14 protein-coding genes are annotated in these 17,498 nt (G+C 70.4%); 8 read left to right on the top strand and 6 right to left on the bottom strand.

Annotated features, from left to right (window positions below; all coding sequences use genetic code 11):
• Nucleotides 1-72: 72 nt before the first annotated feature.
• The 4 genes from LBN7_RS01190 (at nucleotide 73) to LBN7_RS01175 (ending at nucleotide 5,627) form a co-directional block, all read left to right on the top strand.
• A complete protein-coding gene (locus LBN7_RS01190) occupies nucleotides 73-864 on the top strand; it encodes a large exoprotein (protein WP_116635253.1) in 792 nt (263 codons plus the stop codon).
• A 98-nt stretch (nucleotides 865-962) separates the two neighbouring features.
• Nucleotides 963-1,946 (top strand): aldo/keto reductase, encoded by a 984-nt coding sequence (locus tag LBN7_RS01185; RefSeq protein WP_407360733.1) that lies wholly within the window; start codon nucleotides 963-965, stop codon nucleotides 1,944-1,946.
• Between the two features lie 79 nt (nucleotides 1,947-2,025).
• Nucleotides 2,026-2,826, top strand: a complete 801-nt coding sequence (locus LBN7_RS01180) for a PP2C family serine/threonine-protein phosphatase (RefSeq protein WP_116635251.1) — start codon at nucleotides 2,026-2,028, stop codon at nucleotides 2,824-2,826.
• Nucleotides 2,827-2,885: 59 nt separating this feature from the next.
• Nucleotides 2,886-5,627, top strand: coding sequence for an FtsK/SpoIIIE domain-containing protein (locus tag LBN7_RS01175; protein WP_407360732.1), 2,742 nt, complete (start codon nucleotides 2,886-2,888; stop codon nucleotides 5,625-5,627).
• 24 nt (nucleotides 5,628-5,651) lie between these two features.
• Here the strand turns inward: LBN7_RS01175 and LBN7_RS01170 are convergent, their stop codons facing one another.
• Nucleotides 5,652-6,647, bottom strand: coding sequence for an asparaginase (locus LBN7_RS01170; RefSeq protein ID WP_407360731.1), 996 nt, complete (start codon nucleotides 6,645-6,647; stop codon nucleotides 5,652-5,654).
• Between the two features lie 48 nt (nucleotides 6,648-6,695).
• On the opposite strand from LBN7_RS01170, the gene LBN7_RS01165 reads away from it, so the two are divergent.
• On the top strand, nucleotides 6,696-7,196 hold the full coding sequence (locus tag LBN7_RS01165; protein ID WP_341945613.1) for an OsmC family protein: 501 nt from the start codon (nucleotides 6,696-6,698) through the stop codon (nucleotides 7,194-7,196).
• 18 nt (nucleotides 7,197-7,214) lie between these two features.
• Here LBN7_RS01165 and LBN7_RS01160 read toward each other — a convergent pair whose 3' ends face one another.
• Entirely contained in the window at nucleotides 7,215-8,012 is a 798-nt protein-coding gene (locus tag LBN7_RS01160) for a 1-acyl-sn-glycerol-3-phosphate acyltransferase (protein ID WP_116635247.1), read from the bottom strand.
• Between the two features lie 123 nt (nucleotides 8,013-8,135).
• Between LBN7_RS01160 and LBN7_RS01155 the strand changes: the two genes are divergently transcribed.
• On the top strand, nucleotides 8,136-9,098 hold the full coding sequence (locus tag LBN7_RS01155) for an FKBP-type peptidyl-prolyl cis-trans isomerase (protein ID WP_407360730.1): 963 nt from the start codon (nucleotides 8,136-8,138) through the stop codon (nucleotides 9,096-9,098).
• Between the two features lie 31 nt (nucleotides 9,099-9,129).
• The gene (gene dxr / locus LBN7_RS01150) at nucleotides 9,130-10,212 is read left to right on the top strand and encodes a 1-deoxy-D-xylulose-5-phosphate reductoisomerase (protein WP_407360729.1); all 1,083 of its coding nucleotides are present in this window, start codon (nucleotides 9,130-9,132) and stop codon (nucleotides 10,210-10,212) included.
• Between the two features lie 682 nt (nucleotides 10,213-10,894).
• Here dxr and LBN7_RS01145 read toward each other — a convergent pair.
• The 3 genes from LBN7_RS01145 to LBN7_RS01135 form a co-directional block, all read right to left on the bottom strand.
• The gene (locus LBN7_RS01145) at nucleotides 10,895-12,517 is read right to left on the bottom strand and encodes a Mur ligase family protein (RefSeq protein WP_407360728.1); all 1,623 of its coding nucleotides are present in this window, start codon (nucleotides 12,515-12,517) and stop codon (nucleotides 10,895-10,897) included.
• A 92-nt stretch (nucleotides 12,518-12,609) separates the two neighbouring features.
• Nucleotides 12,610-13,293 (bottom strand): YcnI family protein, encoded by a 684-nt coding sequence (locus tag LBN7_RS01140; protein ID WP_407360727.1) that lies wholly within the window; start codon nucleotides 13,291-13,293, stop codon nucleotides 12,610-12,612.
• Between the two features lie 100 nt (nucleotides 13,294-13,393).
• Nucleotides 13,394-13,975, bottom strand: a complete 582-nt coding sequence (locus LBN7_RS01135; protein WP_407360726.1) for a hypothetical protein — start codon at nucleotides 13,973-13,975, stop codon at nucleotides 13,394-13,396.
• Nucleotides 13,976-14,040: 65 nt separating this feature from the next.
• Between LBN7_RS01135 and LBN7_RS01130 the strand changes: the two genes are divergently transcribed.
• Nucleotides 14,041-15,354 carry an RIP metalloprotease gene (locus tag LBN7_RS01130; protein ID WP_116635240.1) on the top strand — a complete coding sequence of 438 codons (1,314 nt, stop codon included), beginning with the start codon at nucleotides 14,041-14,043 and terminating at the stop codon, nucleotides 15,352-15,354.
• A 20-nt stretch (nucleotides 15,355-15,374) separates the two neighbouring features.
• Here the strand turns inward: LBN7_RS01130 and LBN7_RS01125 are convergent, their stop codons facing one another.
• A complete protein-coding gene (locus LBN7_RS01125) occupies nucleotides 15,375-17,258 on the bottom strand; it encodes a chorismate-binding protein (protein WP_407360725.1) in 1,884 nt (627 codons plus the stop codon).
• Nucleotides 17,259-17,498: the final 240 nt, after the last annotated feature.

Genomic DNA, 17,498 nt, shown 5'->3' with positions numbered 1-17,498 from the left:
GTCCAATGCGAGGCGGTCGCTTCGTTTGCGGGGGGCGAAAGCCGTCTCCCGAGACCAAAGAATGTGAGTCTCATGGATTACGACGACTACGGAGCAGGCTACGCCGGCCTGCTTCTCGCATATTCCTTCGTGATCTTCCTGATCGCGATCGCCGGCTATGTACTGGGCTCTCTCTTCTACATGAAGATCTTCGAGAAGGCCGGAGTGCAGGGCAAGTGGCGCGCCTGGGTGCCCGTCTACAACACGATGATCTTCTTCAAGCTCGGTGACCTGAGCCCGTGGCTCGTGCTCTACGGCATCGGTGGAGCTGCGCTCCTCAGCTGGATCGGGATCGGCTTCGTCTTCTCGATCGCGCTGGCCGTGCTGTCCGTGATCGCCGCGTGGCGCGTCGGCCTCAAGCTGCAGAAGGATGCGGTCTGGGTCGTGCTCTACGTCTTCCTGAGCATCGTCTGGCTGGGTATCAACGCGTTCGACAAGTCGCGCTGGAACCCGAACATCCAGCCGGCCTCCTGGGCAGGCAACGGCTTCCTCGGAGACCGCACGGTGTGGGACGGCATCCCCGTCCAGCCGGCTGCCGCCGCACCTCAGCAGGGCTACGGCGCCGCCCCCCAGGGCTACGCGCCTCCCGCTCCGCAGGGGTACGCGCCTCCCGCGCAGCCCGGCTACGCGCCGCCGGCTCAGCCCGGCTACGCGCCGCCCGCTGCTCCTGCCGCACCGGCGACCGGGGCCCCCGTGCCTCCGGCGCAGCCCACCACGCCGCCGGCACCGCCGGCAGCTCCTCCGGCCACTCCGCCGGCACCTCCGACCGCGCCGCCGGCAGCTCCGCCTGCGCCGCCGTCCGACCCGACGCAGCCTCCGGCCTGATCGTCTGACACAGGGCCCTCGACTTCGGTCGGGGGCCCTGTGCCGTTCCCGCCGTGGGCCGCGCCGACAGCGACGGTACGGGCGCTAACGTGGAGACCATGGTCATGTCGCAGCGCCGGGTGGGCGCCTCCGGTCTCCTCGTGTCGGCAACGGGCCTCGGCTGCAACAATTTCGGACGCAGCGGCACCGCCACCGAGACGCTCACCGGGACCCGTGAGGTCATCGACGCCGCGATCGCCAACGGGATCACGCTGCTCGACACGGCGGACATGTACGGCGCCGTCGCCGGCACCAGCGAAACCCTGATGGGAGAGGCCCTGGAAGGGCGCCGAGACCGCGTGGTGCTCGCGACGAAGTTCGGCCACGAGCGCGACATGGGCTACGCCTTTCCCGCGGGCCGTGGTTCTCGCCGATACGTCCGCCGAGCAGTGGAGGAGTCCTTGCGCCGACTGCGCACGGACTGGATCGACCTCTACCAGCTGCACCTGCCCGATCCCGAGACGCCGATCGCGGAGACGACGGATGCCCTCGATGAACTCGTCCGCGAAGGCAAGATCCGTTACTACGGGCATTCGAACTTCTCCGGCTGGCAGATCGCCGAGGCGGAGTTCACCGCACGCGAGCGGTCGACGGGCCGCTTCATCTCCTCTCAGAACCACTACTCGCTGCTCGCTCGTGCGGCCGAACGCGAGGTGCTCCCCGCCGTGGAGCGCTACGGGCTCGGGTTCTTCCCGTTCTTCCCGCTGCACAACGGGCTGCTGACGGGCAAGTTCACCCGGGAAGGCGGCCCCGCATCGAGCCGCATCATGTCGAGTCGTCGCCACGTGTGGGAGAACGCGCCGTGGGATGCCATCGAGGAGTTCCGCGGGTTCTGCGACGAACGAGGCATCACGATGCTGCAGGCGTCGTTCGGCTGGCTCCTCTCCAACCCTGTCGTCTCGAGCGTGATCGCCGGCGCCACCTCGGCGGCCCAGGTCGAGGCGAACGCCCTTGCGGGAGACGCCTGGCGCCCCGACGCCGCCGACCGCGAGACCATCGACAGGCTGTTCCCGCTGCCCGAAGACCCGGGTGCCCGGGTATGAGCCGGGAACCGGAGTTCCACTACGATGTGTGAGTATCCTGCGCTCGCCCGATCCGCCGCAGGTCCATCGGAGGCAGCACGTGGCTGAGACGACGAAGACGCGCAGCATCACGATCGCACAGCGCCCGCTGCTGCTCTCGTGGGCCGGCGTCACCGACCTGGGACGTCGTCGTGAGACGAACCAGGACGCGTTCCTTGCGGAGTACCCGCTGTTCATCGTCGCCGACGGCATGGGCGGTCATGCCGGGGGAGAGATCGCCAGCCGCAGCACCGTCGCGAGGCTCGAGGCGGTCGTCGAGTCGGGCGAGGTCGACAGGGCTGCGATCGAGAACGCTCTCGAGCTGGCCGTGGCCGACATCGCCGATCACCCGGAGACGACCGACGAGGGCACCGGCACCACGCTCACCGGCGTCTTCCTCGACGTCGCGGGGGACGAGCCGCAGTGGGTCTCGCTCAACATCGGCGACTCCCGCGTCTACCTGCTCCGTGACGACCGGCTCGTGCAGGTGACGACGGACCACTCCGTCGTGCAGGAGCTCATCACGGCGGGCAAGCTCAGTCCGGAGGAGGCCGAGGGGCACCCGTACAGCAACGTCATCACCCGTGCCGTCGGTGCGAGCGAGCTCACCCCGCCGGACTACCTCACGATCGATGTGCGGGCGGGCGATCGCTTCGTCATCTGCTCGGACGGGCTCACGAAGGAGCTGACCGACTACGGGATCCAGCACTTCCTGCGCGAGAACGCCGACCCCGCTGATGCCGTCGATGCGATGCTCGCCGCAGCGCTGGAGAACGGCGGACGCGACAACGTCACGCTGGTCATCGTTCAGGTGAGCGGTGAGGACGACTCGCTCTCCACAGAGGACGAGTCCGCGGAGTAACCGCTCCACTTCTGTGGACAGCATCCTCTCCGGATGCGCCATGCTGTGCACTGAGGTGCATGGACTCCTTTCCGATCACGCTCCCTGCTGCGCCGCCTTCGCCGCGGAGGCCCGCTCTGCCGTTCATGGCGGCGATCGTCCCCGTCGCGGCCGGCGTGGTGCTCTGGCTGGTCACCGGTTCTCTGTTCGCCCTCTGCTTCGCCGCACTGGGACCTCTGATGCTCGTCGCTTCTCTCGCCGACGCGGCGCGGAGCCGACGCCGGGACCGGCGCCGGAACGCTGCGGAGGCCGCAGCGGCATGGGCCGAGGCCGAAGCCGAGCTGGAGCGCCGGCAGCGCGAGGAGCGCGCCGCACGATGGCTCCAGGATCCTGATGCCGCGTCATGCCTCGTCCAGCCGCCGCTGCGCGGCGCGCACCCGCCGGACGAGTCGAGTGCGCTCGTGGTGGGCAGGGGAAGGGTGCCGAGCGGCATCCGCTGCGGTGGGGGAGACGATGCACGCACGCGCGACTTCCGGGAGCGGTCGGCGACGCTGCACGATGCGCCGCTTGCGGTACCGCTCGGGCGGGGCGTCTGTCTGCGCGGACCGGAGGCGCTGACGGCCGCGGTGGCCCGGGCCGTCGTCGTGCAGCTGTGTCTGCGGTTCGGTGCGGCTCAGCTCTCGCTCGTCGGCGACGATCTCGCGCGCTGGGGACTCGAGTCGCTGCCGCACGCGCTGCGCGCACGACGGAGCGGATTCCGGATCGGCGTCGCGGCGTCGAGCGGGTCACGGGTCGATGCGGATGCGGTCGTCTGGCTGGCCCAGACGGGAGGCGAGGTGCCCGACGGCATCACGACCGTGATCGACGTCGTGGAACGGGGGTCGGCGACGCTGCGGACGCCGCGAGGCATGGCGGACGTCGCCGTGGAATGCCTCTCGCTCGCGCAGGCGCAGGCGGTCGCCGGGGAATGCCGGGAGGAGCATCGGGACGCCGACATGCTTCCGGTGTCCGTCGGCATGCGCGAACTCGCGCAGTCACCGGGCGACCACGGGCTTCCCGCGGTCATCGGACGGAGCGCCCACGAGGACATCGTGGTCGACATCGTGGAGGACGGGCCGCATGCGATCGTCACCGGCACGACGGGGACGGGGAAGAGCGAGCTCCTCGTGACCTGGGTGACCGCGATCGCCGCGTCCAACGGCCCCGACCGCGTGACGTTCGTGCTCGCGGACTTCAAGGGAGGCACGGCCTTCGAGCCGCTGAGAGAGCTCCGACAGGTCGCGGCCGTCATCACCGATCTCGACGACGAGGGCGCGCGACGAGGCGTGTCGAGTCTGACCGCGGAGCTGCGGCACCGGGAGGCGGTGCTCGCGGCCGCGGGCGCCAGAGACGTGCGCGACGTGGCGATGCCCCGACTGATCATCGTGGTCGACGAGTTCGCGGCTCTCCTGCAGGAGCATCCGGATCTCGGTGCCGTCTTCACCGACGTCGCCGCGCGTGGTCGGGCGCTGGGCATGCACCTCATCCTCGGCACCCAGCGCGCCGCAGGGGTGGTCCGCGACGCCCTCGCGGCGAACTGCCCTCTGCGGATCAGCCTGCGGGTCGGAGACGCCGCCGACAGCAGGCTCGTGATCGGCACGGATGCCGCGGCCGAGCTCCCGGGCGGCGCGGGCTCACGCGGTGTCGCCCTGGTGCGCCGCCCCGAGGATCATGCTCCGGTGGCGCTGCGTGTCGCCCTCACCGGCGCGTCGGACCTGCGGCGCGTGGGGATGCGGTGGGCAGCCGTCGACCGGCCGCGCAGCCCCTGGCTTGCTTCGCTCCCCGGCCGTATCCCGCTCAGCGATCTCACCGGACCCGCCGCGGCTCTCCCGGCGGGACAGGTCGTCCTCGGACGGGCCGACGCTCCCGAGCGGCAGTCCCAGCCCCTGGAGATGCTGCACCCCGGGCCGGAGCGGGGCCTGTCCATCCTGGGCGCTCCGGGGTCGGGGCGAACCGCGGCGCTGCGCACGATCGCGGCGCAGCGCGCCGATGCACGATGGGTGCCGTCCGATCCCGAGCACGCCTGGGATCTCGTCACGGCCTGGGCGACCGGCGGCGAACCGCTGCCCGCTGTGGTGCTGTGCGACGATGTGGACGTCCTTCTCGCCGGACTGCCGTCCGAGCACGCGCAGCAGCTCGCCCAGCGCTGGGAACAGGTCCTGAGGGCGGGCGGAGGCGCAACCGTCGTGATGACCGCGGCGCGTGCGACAGGCCCGGTGGGGCGCCTTCTCGACGCGCTTCCGCGGAGGGCTCTGCTGCGGATGCCGAGCCGCGTCGAGCACATCGCCGCCGGAGGCGAGCCGGCGGGGTTCGTCCGCGATCGCATCGCCGGCCGCGCGACGCTGGGCGGGCGTGAGGTCCAGTTCGCGTGGGTCGAGGAGCACGCGGTCGCCATCTCCGCGGAGGCAGTGCCTCCGGCGTGGGTCCCGGCGGCGAGCATCACCGCGGTGGTGAGCACGGGCGCCCCGGAGATCGTCGCGCGGCTGCAGATCGCTCACCCCGACTGCGAGGTGCTCCTGCCCGGTGCGGAGAGGCTCCGTCCGTCCGCCTCGTGCATCCTCGTCGCGGACGCGGAGACCTGGCAGCGCAGCTGGTCGGTCTGGCAGCGCATCCGCGCCGAAGGGGAGATCCTCATCCGCGCCGAGCAGCCGACGGATCTCCGTCAGCTCGCAGGCGTCCGCGAGCTTCCGCCCTTCGCGCGTCCGCACGCCGGTCGTGCGTGGTCGGTGCGCGGGGCTGGGTCGCCGCGGCGCGTCATCGTTCCGGCGCTCACGCCGGGGTGAGAGAGGGTGCCGACCCGGGGTGGGTCAGATGCCGCTACCCGGTCGGATGCTGCCGACCACGCCGCCGCCACCGAGGACCTCGAGCGGAAGAGCCGCCTGGAGAGTTGCGACGTCGGCATCGCTCAGACCGCCGGCGCGAGCCAGCAGGGTCGCGGCGACGACGGTCGAGGCACGCGGGGCGCCGTCGAGCATCTTCAGCGCCACCGTGGTGCCGTTCGGGGCGACCATCACCATCACGCCTTCGGCGCCGCCCTTGGTGAACACCCCGAGCTTCTCGATCGCGATCGTGTCGGGACGGCCGGGGCCCTCGATCGTCCACGGGTTCTCCCGCACCGCGCGCACCAGAGAGCCGGCAACACGGTGCAGCGCGAACGGGGAGCGATCCGAAGCCGTGCCGATCCGGTGGATGGCGCGGGCGAGTCCGGTGAGCGTGAGCGCGTGCACCGGCGCTCCGCAGCCGTCGATCGCCGTGTGCGCGATCTTCTCGCCGGAGAGGCGCTCGACGACCTCGCGGATGTGAGCCTGCAGCGGGTGCGCGGGATCCAGGTATCCGTCGGTCGACCAGCCCGTGGCCACGCAGGCCCGGAGCATCGCGGCGTGCTTGCCGGAGCAGTTCATGCGCACGCGCGCCGTCTGGCCGTGCTCGCGGACGAGTTCGTCCCGCGTCGCCGAGTCCGTCGGCCATGCCGGGGGGCAGCCGAGGTCGTCCTCCGTCAGACCGCCCGCGGTCAGGATGTCGCGGACCACGGAGGCATGGCGATCGGTCCCGGTGTGGCTGGCCGTCGAGAGTGCCAGCTGCTCGCCCTCCAGGACGGCGCCCGCCGTGATGCAGGCGACGGCCTGCAGCGGCTTGAGGCTGGAACGCGGAAGGATCAGCGCCTCGACGTTGCCGTGGCGTGCGACGATCTCGCCGTCGGGCGACAGCACGACGGCGGCACCCGCATGGCGGGACTCGACGAACCCGCTGCGTTCGACGACGGCGAGTTCCACGGCATCCTGAACGGTGAGAGTCTCCAGCACCTCTCGATCCTAACGCCGCGTCCCGCCGGGCCCTGGCAGACTTGACGTATGGCAGAGCAGTCGACCCCCCGCGCCCTCGGCGAGCACCGTTACGCCCTCACGTCCACCTGGACCGGGAACACCGGCAGCGGGACCAGCGGCTACCGCGACTATCGCCGCGACGTCACGATCGAGGTCGACGGGAAGCCCGAGCTCCTCGCCTCGTCCGACAAGCCGTTCCGCGGCGATCCCTCACGATGGAACCCTGAGGATCTGCTGCTGGCATCGCTGTCCGAATGCCACCTGCTGTCGTACCTCCATGCCTGCGTGACGGCCGGCGTCGTCGTCGTGTCCTACCGCGATCAGGCGAGCGGGATGATGCGCGAGAACGGCGCGGGCGGAGGAGCCTTCGTCGAGGTCATGCTGCGGCCGGAGGTCGTCGTCGCCGAGGCGTCGATGATCGACGCTGCCGAGCGCGCCCACGCGCAGGCGAACGAGTGGTGCTTCATCGCGAACTCGATGAACTTCCCGGTGCGGCACGAGGCGACGGTCACCGCGCTCGCGTCGTAGCGCGCGGCGACCGTCGCGTCAGCGTCGTTCGTGCGGCAGCGCCTGCTTGATCTTCTCGATGGCTCCCTGCGCCGGAGCCTCGTTGTAGGCGCCGGCGAGCTCCTGGCCCGAGAGTGCGTGGATCGCTGCCATGATGTCGTCGGTCGCGAGTCGACGTGCTCGTCCGCTCGTCGCGGGCCCGTGCGGGGACAGGTCGAGCGGTTCGCCGAACCGCACCGTGATCCGCTCGGAGATGGTGGGGACCTTCGCGCCGACCGGCATCACCTTGTCGGTTCCGATCAGGCCGACGGGTACGACCGGTGCGCCCGTCTGGAGAGCGAGGAACGCCACGCCCGTGCGGCCCTTGTACAGGCGGCCGTCGGTGGAGCGCGTGCCCTCCGGATAGAGCGCGACCGCGAGGCCCTCATCCAGGAGCTGGCGCTGCAGGTCGAGCGCATCGAGCGCTGCCTGCCCGGCGCCTCGGCGAACCGGGATCGCACCGATCGATTGGAAGAACGTCTTGCTCATCCAGCCCTGGAAGCCCGTGCCCTCGAAGTAGGTCGACTTCGCAAGGAAGTGCACGGGTCGCGGAGCGGCGACCGGGATGGCGATCGAGTCGATGAACGAGAGGTGATTGCTCGCGAAGATCACCGGTCCGCTCAGCGGAACGTTCTCACGGCCTTCGATCCGCGGCCGGTAGACCAGGCGGGCCAGCGGCGTGATGAGCCCGCGGCCGAGCCGGTAGGCGAAACCGGCGTGGCGCGGTTTCGCTGATTCCTCTGAGGCCGGAATCTCTTCTGACGAGGCTTCGGGCTCGACGGACTGCTCAGAGGTCATCAGAGCAGGTTACTCCCGGATCCATGCCATCGCGGGAATGAAGAATCGCGCCGCGCCTCCCAGCGCGGGCAAAGGGGGATGGGGGAGGATGGAGTGTCCCGCCCGCGATCTTGAGGTCTCCCTGTGCGCAAGCGTCCGCTCGTCATCCTGTCCACCGTCGCTGCGGCGACCCTTCTGCTGGCAGGCTGCTCCGGCAGCGGCGCCCCGGAGAGTTCGAGCACGCCCGATCCCACGGCGTCGAGCTCCTGCGCGCTGGACGCGCAGCCGGGCGACACCTCCGATGCGGTGGTCGTCGACGGCGAGGGTGCCGATACCAAGATCACCGTGCCGGCCGACGCCGCCTTCGCGGGCGTCGAGCGCACCGTGGTGAGCGCGGGCGACGGCGAGGACATCGGGGTGGGTGACCTCGTGTCCGTGCAGTATCAGATCATCGAGGCCGCGACGGGTGAGGTCCTCGACTCGTCGGCACGCGGTGACGAGGGGCTGCTGCCCATCCTGCTCGACACTGACCAGTCCTCGTTGTTCGTCGCCGCTCTCGAGTGCGAGCCGGTCGGATCGCGCATCGTTCTCGCGCTCCCGGGCAATGTCTTCGGCGAGGGAGGGACCAGCAAGGTCGTCTACGCCGAGGCCGTCGAGCACCTCCCCGAGGTCGCGACGGGCACCCCCGTCGATCCGACCCCCGGCATGCCCGCCGTCGAGCTCGACAAGGCCGGGAAGCCGACCGTGACGATCCCCGACGGGGACGCGCCCACCGAGACCAAGGTCGCGGTCCTCAAGCAGGGCGACGGTGCAACGGTCGCCTCCGGTGACCTGGTCGTGGTGCAGTACCTCGGCGTGAAGTGGTCCGACGGCAGCGAGTTCGACTCGAGCTGGAGCCGCGACGCGGCGCCGGCGCAGTTCCAGACCACCGGTGTCGTCGCCGGCTTCCAGAAGGCTCTCGAGGGCCAGAAGGTCGGCTCGCAGGTCGTCGTCGTGATGCCGCCGGCTGACGGCTACGGCGCGAGCGAGGGGCACGAGCTCCAGAAGGAGAGCCTCGTCTTCGTCGTCGACATCCTCGCCACCACGCCCGTCCAGCCGCAGCAGTAGTCGCGGCGGGCGCGTGTCCTAGGCTGGCGTCATGCGTCGCATCATCGTCCTCGGCTCCACCGGCTCCATCGGAACGCAGGCGCTGGATGTGATCCGCGCGAATCCTCGGCGCTTCGAACTCGTCGGCCTCGCCGCCGGATCGAACGCGGAGATGCTCGCGTCTCAGGCGGCGCAGTTCCAGGTCGAGGACACGGCCCTCGGCGCGGTCGAGGCCGAGCAGCTCGTGCGGGATGTCGAGGCGGATGTCGTCCTCAACGCGATCACGGGTTCGATCGGGCTCGGCTCGACCCTCGCCGCGCTGAAGGCCGGACGAACCCTCGCTCTCGCGAACAAGGAGTCGCTCATCGTCGGCGGCGAGCTCGTGCTCGCGGCCGCGACGCCCGGGCAGATCGTGCCGGTCGACTCGGAGCACTCCGCGCTGGCGCAGGCGCTCCGTGCGGGAACGCATGCCGAGGTGCGACGGCTCGTCGTCACGGCATCCGGCGGTCCGTTCCGCGGTCGCAGCCGCGCCGAGCTGGCAGACGTCACCCCGGCGGAGGCGCTCGCGCACCCGACGTGGGACATGGGGCGCATGGTCACGACGAACTCCGCCACCCTCGTGAACAAGGGGCTCGAGGTCATCGAGGCGCATCTCCTCTTCGACATCGCGTACGACGACATCGACGTCGTGGTCCATCCGCAGTCCATCGTCCATTCGATGGTCGAGTTCATCGACGGCTCGACGATCGCGCAGGCTTCCCCGCCCGACATGCGCCTGCCCATCTCGCTGGGCCTCGACTGGCCGCACCGTGTCGGCGGAGTCGGACGTCCCCTGGACTGGACGACGGCCTCCTCGTGGACCTTCGAGCCTCTGGACGCCGCGGCCTTCCCGTCGGTCGCACTCGCGAAGGCCGTCGGGCGAGCCGGCGCGACCTTCCCCGCGGTCTACAACGCCGCCAACGAGCAGGCCGTCGACGCCTTCCACGAGGGGCGCCTGTCGTTCCTCGGCATCGTCGACACCATCGCCCGCGTCGTCGACGCGCACGAACCGCCCGATGCGCTCACGGTCGAGTCGCTCGCGGCCGCGGAATCGTGGGCGCGCCAGACGGCCGATCGGCTGATCGCGGCGGCCTGACGCGCCCGCCTGCGTTTGATCCCCGCTGGACCGGGCGTGTGACAGCCCGGGTGCCGCGCTTCGACAGGGAGCAACCGAAGTCACTGTCAACTGCCGGCGCACTCGCGCGAGTCGCTTTCCACACGCGACTAGCGGATCACTTGGTCTCGTACCAGAAGCTCCATGTCTTGAAGAGGCCGTCGTACGTGCAATGGGGGGCGACGTTGAACCCCTGGACCCTAAGGGTGTCTCTGCCGATATTGCACTGGAACTGAGTTGAGTAATCCCTCGATTGGACTATCGTCCCTGCATGGGCGGCAGAGGGTACCGCTACACTCGCGCCTGCGAGCAGCAATGAAGCACCCAATATCGTGCCGGCGTTCCGTGTCACAGTCTTTTTCATCATCGGGATCCTGAATCCTCTCACTGCTCCGTATGTGGCGACAACGACCTATTGTGTCCAGGCCTCAGATGGTGCTCAAGTGCGAAAGCAGGCGCATTTCAGAATATCGATATGTAGCCACTGGCTTGTGCTCGACTGGTGGACCTCGATTGTCGTACGGATATCCAATCTGCGGTTGGCCGGCCGCCCGATGCGCTCACGGTCGAGTCGCTCGCGGCCGCGGAATCGTGGGCGCGCCAGACCGCCGATCGGCTGATCGCGGCGGCCTGACGACGAGAGACCGCCGGGGCGGCCCCGCGGTCAGTCCTCGTCGGGGTACGGCACCGGCCAGCGCGAATCCGGCACGGGCCATCCGGCAGCGCGCAAGGCGCGTCGGGCCAGCTCTCGCGCCGAGTACGGCGTGCGGACCCCGCGGATGTCGCGGTAGTCCTGGTGCCCGGGTCCTGCCCAGAGGATCGCATCGCCGTCGCCGACCAGGCCGACGGCCGCGACGATGGCGCTCTCGGGCGGGGAGTACTCGTGGATCTCGGCATCCGGCCGTGCGCGCCGCGCGCCGGCGACCAGAGTCGCCCGGATCGAGGCAGGATCCTCGAAGCGCGGGTGGTGGTCGGTCACGACGAGCACATCGCTGCCCTCGACGGCGGTGCGAGCCATGTCGAACCGCTTGCTCGCGTCGCGGTCGCCGTCCGCGCCGAACAGCATCAGCACGCGTCCGGGCGTCACGCGCCGGACGGCGGCGAGGGTCTTCTCGAACGCGTCGGGCGAGTGCCCGAAGTCGACGAAGACCGCCGGTCCCCGGTCTCCGGAGACGAGCTGCGTGCGGCCGGGGAGATAGGCGCGGATGCCGCCGTCGCGGGAGAGCGCGTCGACGATGCGCTGCCACGGGTATCCGCCCTCGAGGAGCATGACGATCGCGAGCGCGGCGTTCGCGGCCATGTGCGGACCGATCACCGGGACGGTCGTGGTGAGCGAGCCGGCGGGGCCCGTCATCGTGAAGGTCGTGCCGGCGGCGCGCTCCTCATCGATGACGACGACCCAGTCCGCGCGTCCTGCGGCGTCGGGATCGGCCGCGATCGAGGGAGTGCCGACGGTCACAGACGGGATCTCGGAGCGCTCCACCACGACGGCGCCCGAAGCGGAGTCGAGGCAGATCACGGCGCGCTGCGCGCGATCGGGGCGGAACAGCGGCAGCTTGGCCTCGAAGTACTCGTCCATGTCGGCGTAGTCGTCGAGATGATCGTGGCTGAGGTTGGTGAACCCGGCGACGTCGAAGCGGATGCCGTCGACGCGGTGCCGCGACAGGGCCTGCGCGCTGACCTCGACTGCGACGGCCTCGACCTCGCGCTCGCGCATCAGTGCGAGCAGGGCGTGCATCTCGGACGCCTCCGGCGTGGTCAGCCGCGAGACGATGATCTCGCCCGCGATGTGGCGCTCGGCGGTCGAGGAGAGGCCGGTGACGACGCCCATCTGATCGAGGATGCCCTCCAGCAGGTGCGAGACGCTCGTCTTGCCGTTGGTGCCGGTGGTCGCGAACAGCAGCGGGAGCGGGTCGTCGGCACCGGTGCCGTAGACCCAGGCGCTGAGGTCTCCGAGGATCGCGCGGGGGTTCTCCACCACGAGGATCGGGACTCCGGACGCTGCGGCGATCTCGGCGCCCGGCTCATCGGTGATGACGGCCACGGCCCCCTTCTCCGCCGCGGCCACGGCGAAGTCCGCACCGTGGCGGTTGACGCCCTGGATCGCGACGAACGCCTCGCCGGGCCGCAGATCCGCGGTGGCGAGGGTGATGCCGGAGACCACGATGCCGGTCACGTCGCCGCGGACGGCGTCGGCGAATCGGGAGGCGAGTTCGGACAGCTCACGCCGGGGCGGGTTCGCGGGGCGGAGCACGGGAGGCAGGCTCGGTTGTTGTTCAATCGACATGTCGAATCCATGATCTCACGGAGCCGGGACGAACCCCGTCTGCGGCCCGCCCCCTCCCGCGCGCGATGCATGGGAGGAGGCGGACTGTGTCGTCAGACGCGGCGACGGTAGGCGAGCACCGCGACCACGAGGGCGGCGATGCCGGCCACGAGTCCGCCTGCACCGAGGACCGTGGGCAGCGGGTCGGCGGCGACCGGCTCCGCCGCGGCATCCGTCGTGGTCTCCGTCGCACCGTGCTCGCCATGGCCGCCCGCAGCGGCCTCGGTGACGGTCACGACGGGTGCGGGGGAGTCCAGGTCGTGGGGGTTCTCACCCTCGGCGGCGAGCTGCGTCCACTCGGTCGCCCCTTCGACGCACTGCTGCACGACCGGGAACGCCAAAGAGGCCGGGGTGTCCTCGTCGAGGCCCACCGACATGCTCACCGCGCCACGGAGATCGACCGGAACGGGGGTGAGGGCTGTGTAGGTCACGGCGCTCACCAATCCGTCGGCGCCGCGCTCGACGTCGATGGTCCAGTCGCCGTCGAGCGTGGGAGCCACGGATGCGAGACCTTCGGGCATCGTGATGCGGAGTGCTGTGGTGGGGGAGTCGTCGCACCCGTGCGAGAAGGAGAAGGTGAGCACGCCGTGGTCGCCGGCCACGATCTCGTCGGGGCTGACGTTGACGTGCGCGGCGGCCATCGTCGGGACGGCGAGAGCGAGGACGGCACCGCCGAGGACGGCGGCGGAGGTGATCGAGACGCGACGGGCGCGGCGGCGGGAGGTGTTGCGGGACATGGGAGTACTCCTGATTGCTCGTTGATGCGGGCGCGTCGGAACGACGCGGGAACCCGCGAAGGATGACGCTGCCGGGGCAGCGGAACGTCGGTGCGGCGGATCAGCCGCGGACGAGCACCGGAGGTCCGCGTCGCGACACGGCGGCGGAGACCGCGGCGTCGGACGGGCGCAGGAGGAGGGAACGGAGAGAGTCGGGGCGCCGGTGCTCGGCGGGCGCGCTCAGGAACGCTCGGAGGAGAAGCGTCTGGAACCAGCGGGCGATGCCGCGCAGCAGCGCTTCGCCGTGCCAGATGAGCAGCGTGGTGATCGCCGCCGCGACGATGTGCGCGAAGAGCATGGTCGTATCCGCCGCCGCGACAGGCGGCAGCGCCCCGAGGGCGTCGAGCGCGACGTGATGCGAATGGCCGGCGCCGACCGCGGCGGATCCCGTCGGCGAACCCAGCACCTGGAACAGCAGGTGGAAAGCCGCCTGCGCGAACAGGACGGTGGCGGCGACGCGAGGGCGCGACGGCCGGACGCCCACGAGAAGAGCGCAGAGCGGGGTGAGCAGAGTGGACATCGCGAGGATCAGCAGCGGATGCGGCGCGGATCCGCCGCCGAGCGTGTGCGAGACGGCGGCGATGAGCGTGGCCACGGAGGAGACGGCGGCAGCGCGTACCAATCGCAGCTGCCGGGTCGTCACCGTGTCAGCCTAGCCGGATCGGGGTGCCGGGCGGATTCCTAGGCTGCGGGCAGTAGCGTGAGCACGTGGAAATCCTGCTCTATGTGGGCGGCATCCTGTTCATGCTGATCGGCCTCGGCTTGTCGATCGGCCTGCATGAGGTCGGCCATCTCGTCCCCGCCAAGCTCTTCGGCGTGCGCGTCGGCCAGTACATGATCGGCTTCGGTCCGCGGCTGTGGTCGAAGCGGATCGGCGAGACCGAGTACGGATTCAAGATGCTGCCGCTGGGCGGCTTCATCTCGATGTCGGGCATGTACCCGGCGTCGAAGACCGCCGGTCCGGCGAAGGGCGTGTTCCGCACGCTGATCCAGGATGCGCGCTCCGCGAACGACGAGACCATCGCCGAGGGCGCGGAAGACCGGGTCTTCTACAGGCTCCCGGTGTGGAAGCGCGTGGTCGTCATGCTCGGCGGGCCGCTGATGAACCTGCTCCTCGCGGTCATCATCTTCACGGTCCTCGTCTCCGGCATCGGCGTGCAGCAGGGGACGACGACGATCGCGTCGGTGACCGAGTGCGTCGTACCGGCGGAGTCCACGGCCACGGAGTGCTCGGCCGACGATCCGGCATCGCCGGCGGCCGAGGCGGGCATCGAGCCGGGCGATGTGCTGGTCTCGATCGACGGCCAGCCGGTGTCGACGTTCGCCGATGCGACGGCGATCGTCCAGGCAGCACCCGGCGAGACTCTCGACATGGTGGTTCGCCGCGACGGTGCGGAGCAGACCCTGCGCATCACGCCGATCGCCGCCGAGCGCACGATCACGGATGCCAGCGGGCAACCGATCCTCGACGAAGCCGGCGAGCCCGTGGTCAAGGAGGTCGGCTACGTCGGCATGGGATCGCAGATGGGCTACGTGCAGCAGCCTCTGAGCGCGGGCCCGGAGATGACGGCGGACAACGTCGCCAGGGTGGCTTCGCTGATCGTCACGCTGCCGGTGCGGCTCTGGGACGTCGGAGTGTCACTCGTGACCGGAGGCGAGCGCGACCCGAACGGGCCGCTGAGCGTGGTCGGGGTCGGCCGCATCGCCGGAGAGGTCGCCGCGACCGACGCCCCGATCCTGAACCGCTTCGCGGTGCTCCTCGGACTTCTGGGCTCGCTCAACATCGCCCTCTTCGTCTTCAACCTCATCCCGCTGCTGCCCCTCGACGGCGGTCACGTCGTGGTCGCGCTGTGGGAGGGCATCAAGCGGATCTGGGCGAAGCTCTTCCGCCGGCCGCCGCCGGCGCCGGTCGATGCCACGAGGCTCGTCCCGCTGACGGTCGTCGTCGCGGTGCTGCTGATCGGGATGGGTGCGCTCCTGCTGGTCGCCGACCTGTTCAACCCTGTCGACATCCTGCAGTAAGCGGCCCCCGGGGCAGCTGCTCAGGCGAGCGCGTGGCGGACGAGACGCTCGAGCGTGTGGATGCCGTCGCGCGACAGGATCGACTCGAGATGCCCCTGCACCGAGGCGAAGTGGGCGCCGCGAAGCGCATAGACGTCACCCGATCCGGCGTCCGCCGAGACCTCCGCCGGCCCGACCGTCGTCGTGCCGGGTGCGACCCGGGCGGTGAAGGTGTTGTAGAAGCCGATCGACGGCTCCTCACCGAACACGGGCACCGCCTTCTGGAGGCCCTGATGCGGAGCATCGAGCGACGTCAGCGCGATGCCGAAGCGGTCGCTGAGGATCTGGTGGCTCAGGCAGACGGCGAGCAGCGGGGCCTCGGCATCCATGCGCCGAGCGACGACCTCGCGCATGCGGGCGATACGGGAGTTCGCGGCATCCCGAGGGTCGCCGGGGCCGGGGCCAGCCACGACGATGTCGGCCGCATCGAGATCGGCGTCCTGCACCTCGCTCCAGGGGCTGATCGTGACGGCGAGGCCGAGGTGGCGGAGCTGGTGGGCGAGCATCGTCGTGAAGCGATCCTCGGCGTCGACGACGAGGGCGGTACGTCCGGCGAAAGGTCCGTCGAGGTCGTCGCCCTGCGGGTTGAGCCAGAAGTCCGCGAGCCGGGCGTTGCGCGATGAGAGCAGTGCGGCGATCGTCGGGTCGTCGGCGAGTGCCTTCTCGTCACCGGGGGCATCCGCGTCGCTGCGGGCCTCGGCGACGCGATCGCGGTCGATGGCGCCGATGGCGCCCAGAACGCCCGCTGCCTTGCCGTGGGTCTCCGACACCTCACCGAGCGGGTCCGAGTGCCGCACCAGGGTCGCGCCCACAGGGACGCTCAGGGCGCCGTCCTGGAGGTACACGGTGCGGATGAGGATCGGGGCGTCGAGGTCGTGTCCACCGGCGTCATTCGGGGTGAACAGTGCCGCCACACCGGAGTAATAGCCGCGGGGCTTCTTCTCATGCCGGCGGATGACCGCGCAGGCGTTCTGCATCGGCGAGCCGGTGACCGTGGGGGCGAACATCGTCTCGCGCAGGATGTCGCGGGGATCGAGGGCACTGCGTCCGCGGAGCATGTACTCGGTGTGCGTGAGCCGTGACATCTCCTTGAGGTGCGGACCCGTGATCCTGCCGCCGTCGGAGCAGACGGCGCTCATCATCTTGAGCTCCTCGTCGACGACCATGAACAGCTCCTCGGTCTCCTTCGTCGACGCGAGGAAGTCGACGAGGGTCTCCCTGGTGGCGCCTCCGGCCGGGTGCCGGAACGTGCCGGAGATCGGATTCATGGTGACGACGCCGCCGCGGGCGACGACGTGCGCCTCCGGGCTCGCACCGACCGCGATGTGGCCGGGGGTGAACACGGCGAACGTCCAATACGCCCCGCGCTCGTGCGTGAGCAGCGCGCGGAACCAGGTGAGCGCCGCTGTGCGGTCGTCGACGTCGATGTTCGCCGTGAAGTCGCGTCGGATGACGAAGTTGGCTCCCTCGCCGCGTCCGATCTCCTCGGCGATGACCTTCTCGACGATCGCGGCGTACTCCGCGTCCGCGATGTCGAAGCCGTCGTCGTGCAGCGGCACGGGTGCGTCGGGGAGCGCGGCGAGAAGCTGCGCGGTGTCGAGGTGCACGTGCTCGTCCACGACGATGCAGCGCAGGGGTGCCCCGTCGTCCTGCGCCACGAAGCCGCGCTCGCGGACCTGTCGATACGGGACGAGCGCGAACACCTCGCGCGGCACGCCGTCGATGTCGAGTGGGATGTCGCGGAGCAGGTCGACGTCGACGACGTCGCCGGTGAGGAGCTCGACGGTGTCGGCGCCGTCGCGTGCGATCAGCACGAAGGATGACGCCGGGTCGGTGCTGAGCTCGGCGAGTCGTGAGAGGGTCATCGATGTCTCCTGTGCAGGGCTCCGGCTCGGCTCAACGAAAAGACCGCCCCGGAGGCGGTCTGGATTCGTGGGAACGCGAACACACCGCCTAGGAGGCGGGCCACCAGGTGAAGTTCGCGAGCATGGGGTGAAAACTACCACACCGGAGGCGCCGTCCCCGGGCGGATGACACCGTGACCGTGCGGCCGACATCCAGCCCTCGTGCATCCTGGCGGCGTAGGCTTGAGGGGTGCCAGCAGT

The organism is Microbacterium sp. LBN7, from assembly GCF_045690345.1.
GTDB lineage: Bacteria > Actinomycetota > Actinomycetes > Actinomycetales > Microbacteriaceae > Microbacterium.
This window is presented reverse-complemented; position numbering and strand designations above follow the sequence as displayed.

Excerpts from the sequence above, each read along its gene's own strand:
- LBN7_RS01160 (WP_116635247.1), bottom strand. The coding sequence starts at position 8,012 with ATGACCTCTGAGCAGTCCGTCGAGCCCGAAGCCTCGTCAGAAGAGATT.
- LBN7_RS01145 (WP_407360728.1), bottom strand. The coding sequence starts at position 12,517 with ATGTCGATTGAACAACAACCGAGCCTGCCTCCCGTGCTCCGCCCCGCG.
- dxr (WP_407360729.1), top strand. The coding sequence starts at position 9,130 with ATGCGTCGCATCATCGTCCTCGGCTCCACCGGCTCCATCGGAACGCAG.
- LBN7_RS01165 (WP_341945613.1), top strand. The coding sequence starts at position 6,696 with ATGGCAGAGCAGTCGACCCCCCGCGCCCTCGGCGAGCACCGTTACGCC.
- LBN7_RS01175 (WP_407360732.1), top strand. The coding sequence starts at position 2,886 with ATGGACTCCTTTCCGATCACGCTCCCTGCTGCGCCGCCTTCGCCGCGG.
- LBN7_RS01190 (WP_116635253.1), top strand. The coding sequence starts at position 73 with ATGGATTACGACGACTACGGAGCAGGCTACGCCGGCCTGCTTCTCGCA.
- LBN7_RS01140 (WP_407360727.1), bottom strand. The coding sequence starts at position 13,293 with ATGTCCCGCAACACCTCCCGCCGCCGCGCCCGTCGCGTCTCGATCACC.
- LBN7_RS01185 (WP_407360733.1), top strand. The coding sequence starts at position 963 with ATGGTCATGTCGCAGCGCCGGGTGGGCGCCTCCGGTCTCCTCGTGTCG.
- LBN7_RS01125 (WP_407360725.1), bottom strand. The coding sequence starts at position 17,258 with ATGACCCTCTCACGACTCGCCGAGCTCAGCACCGACCCGGCGTCATCC.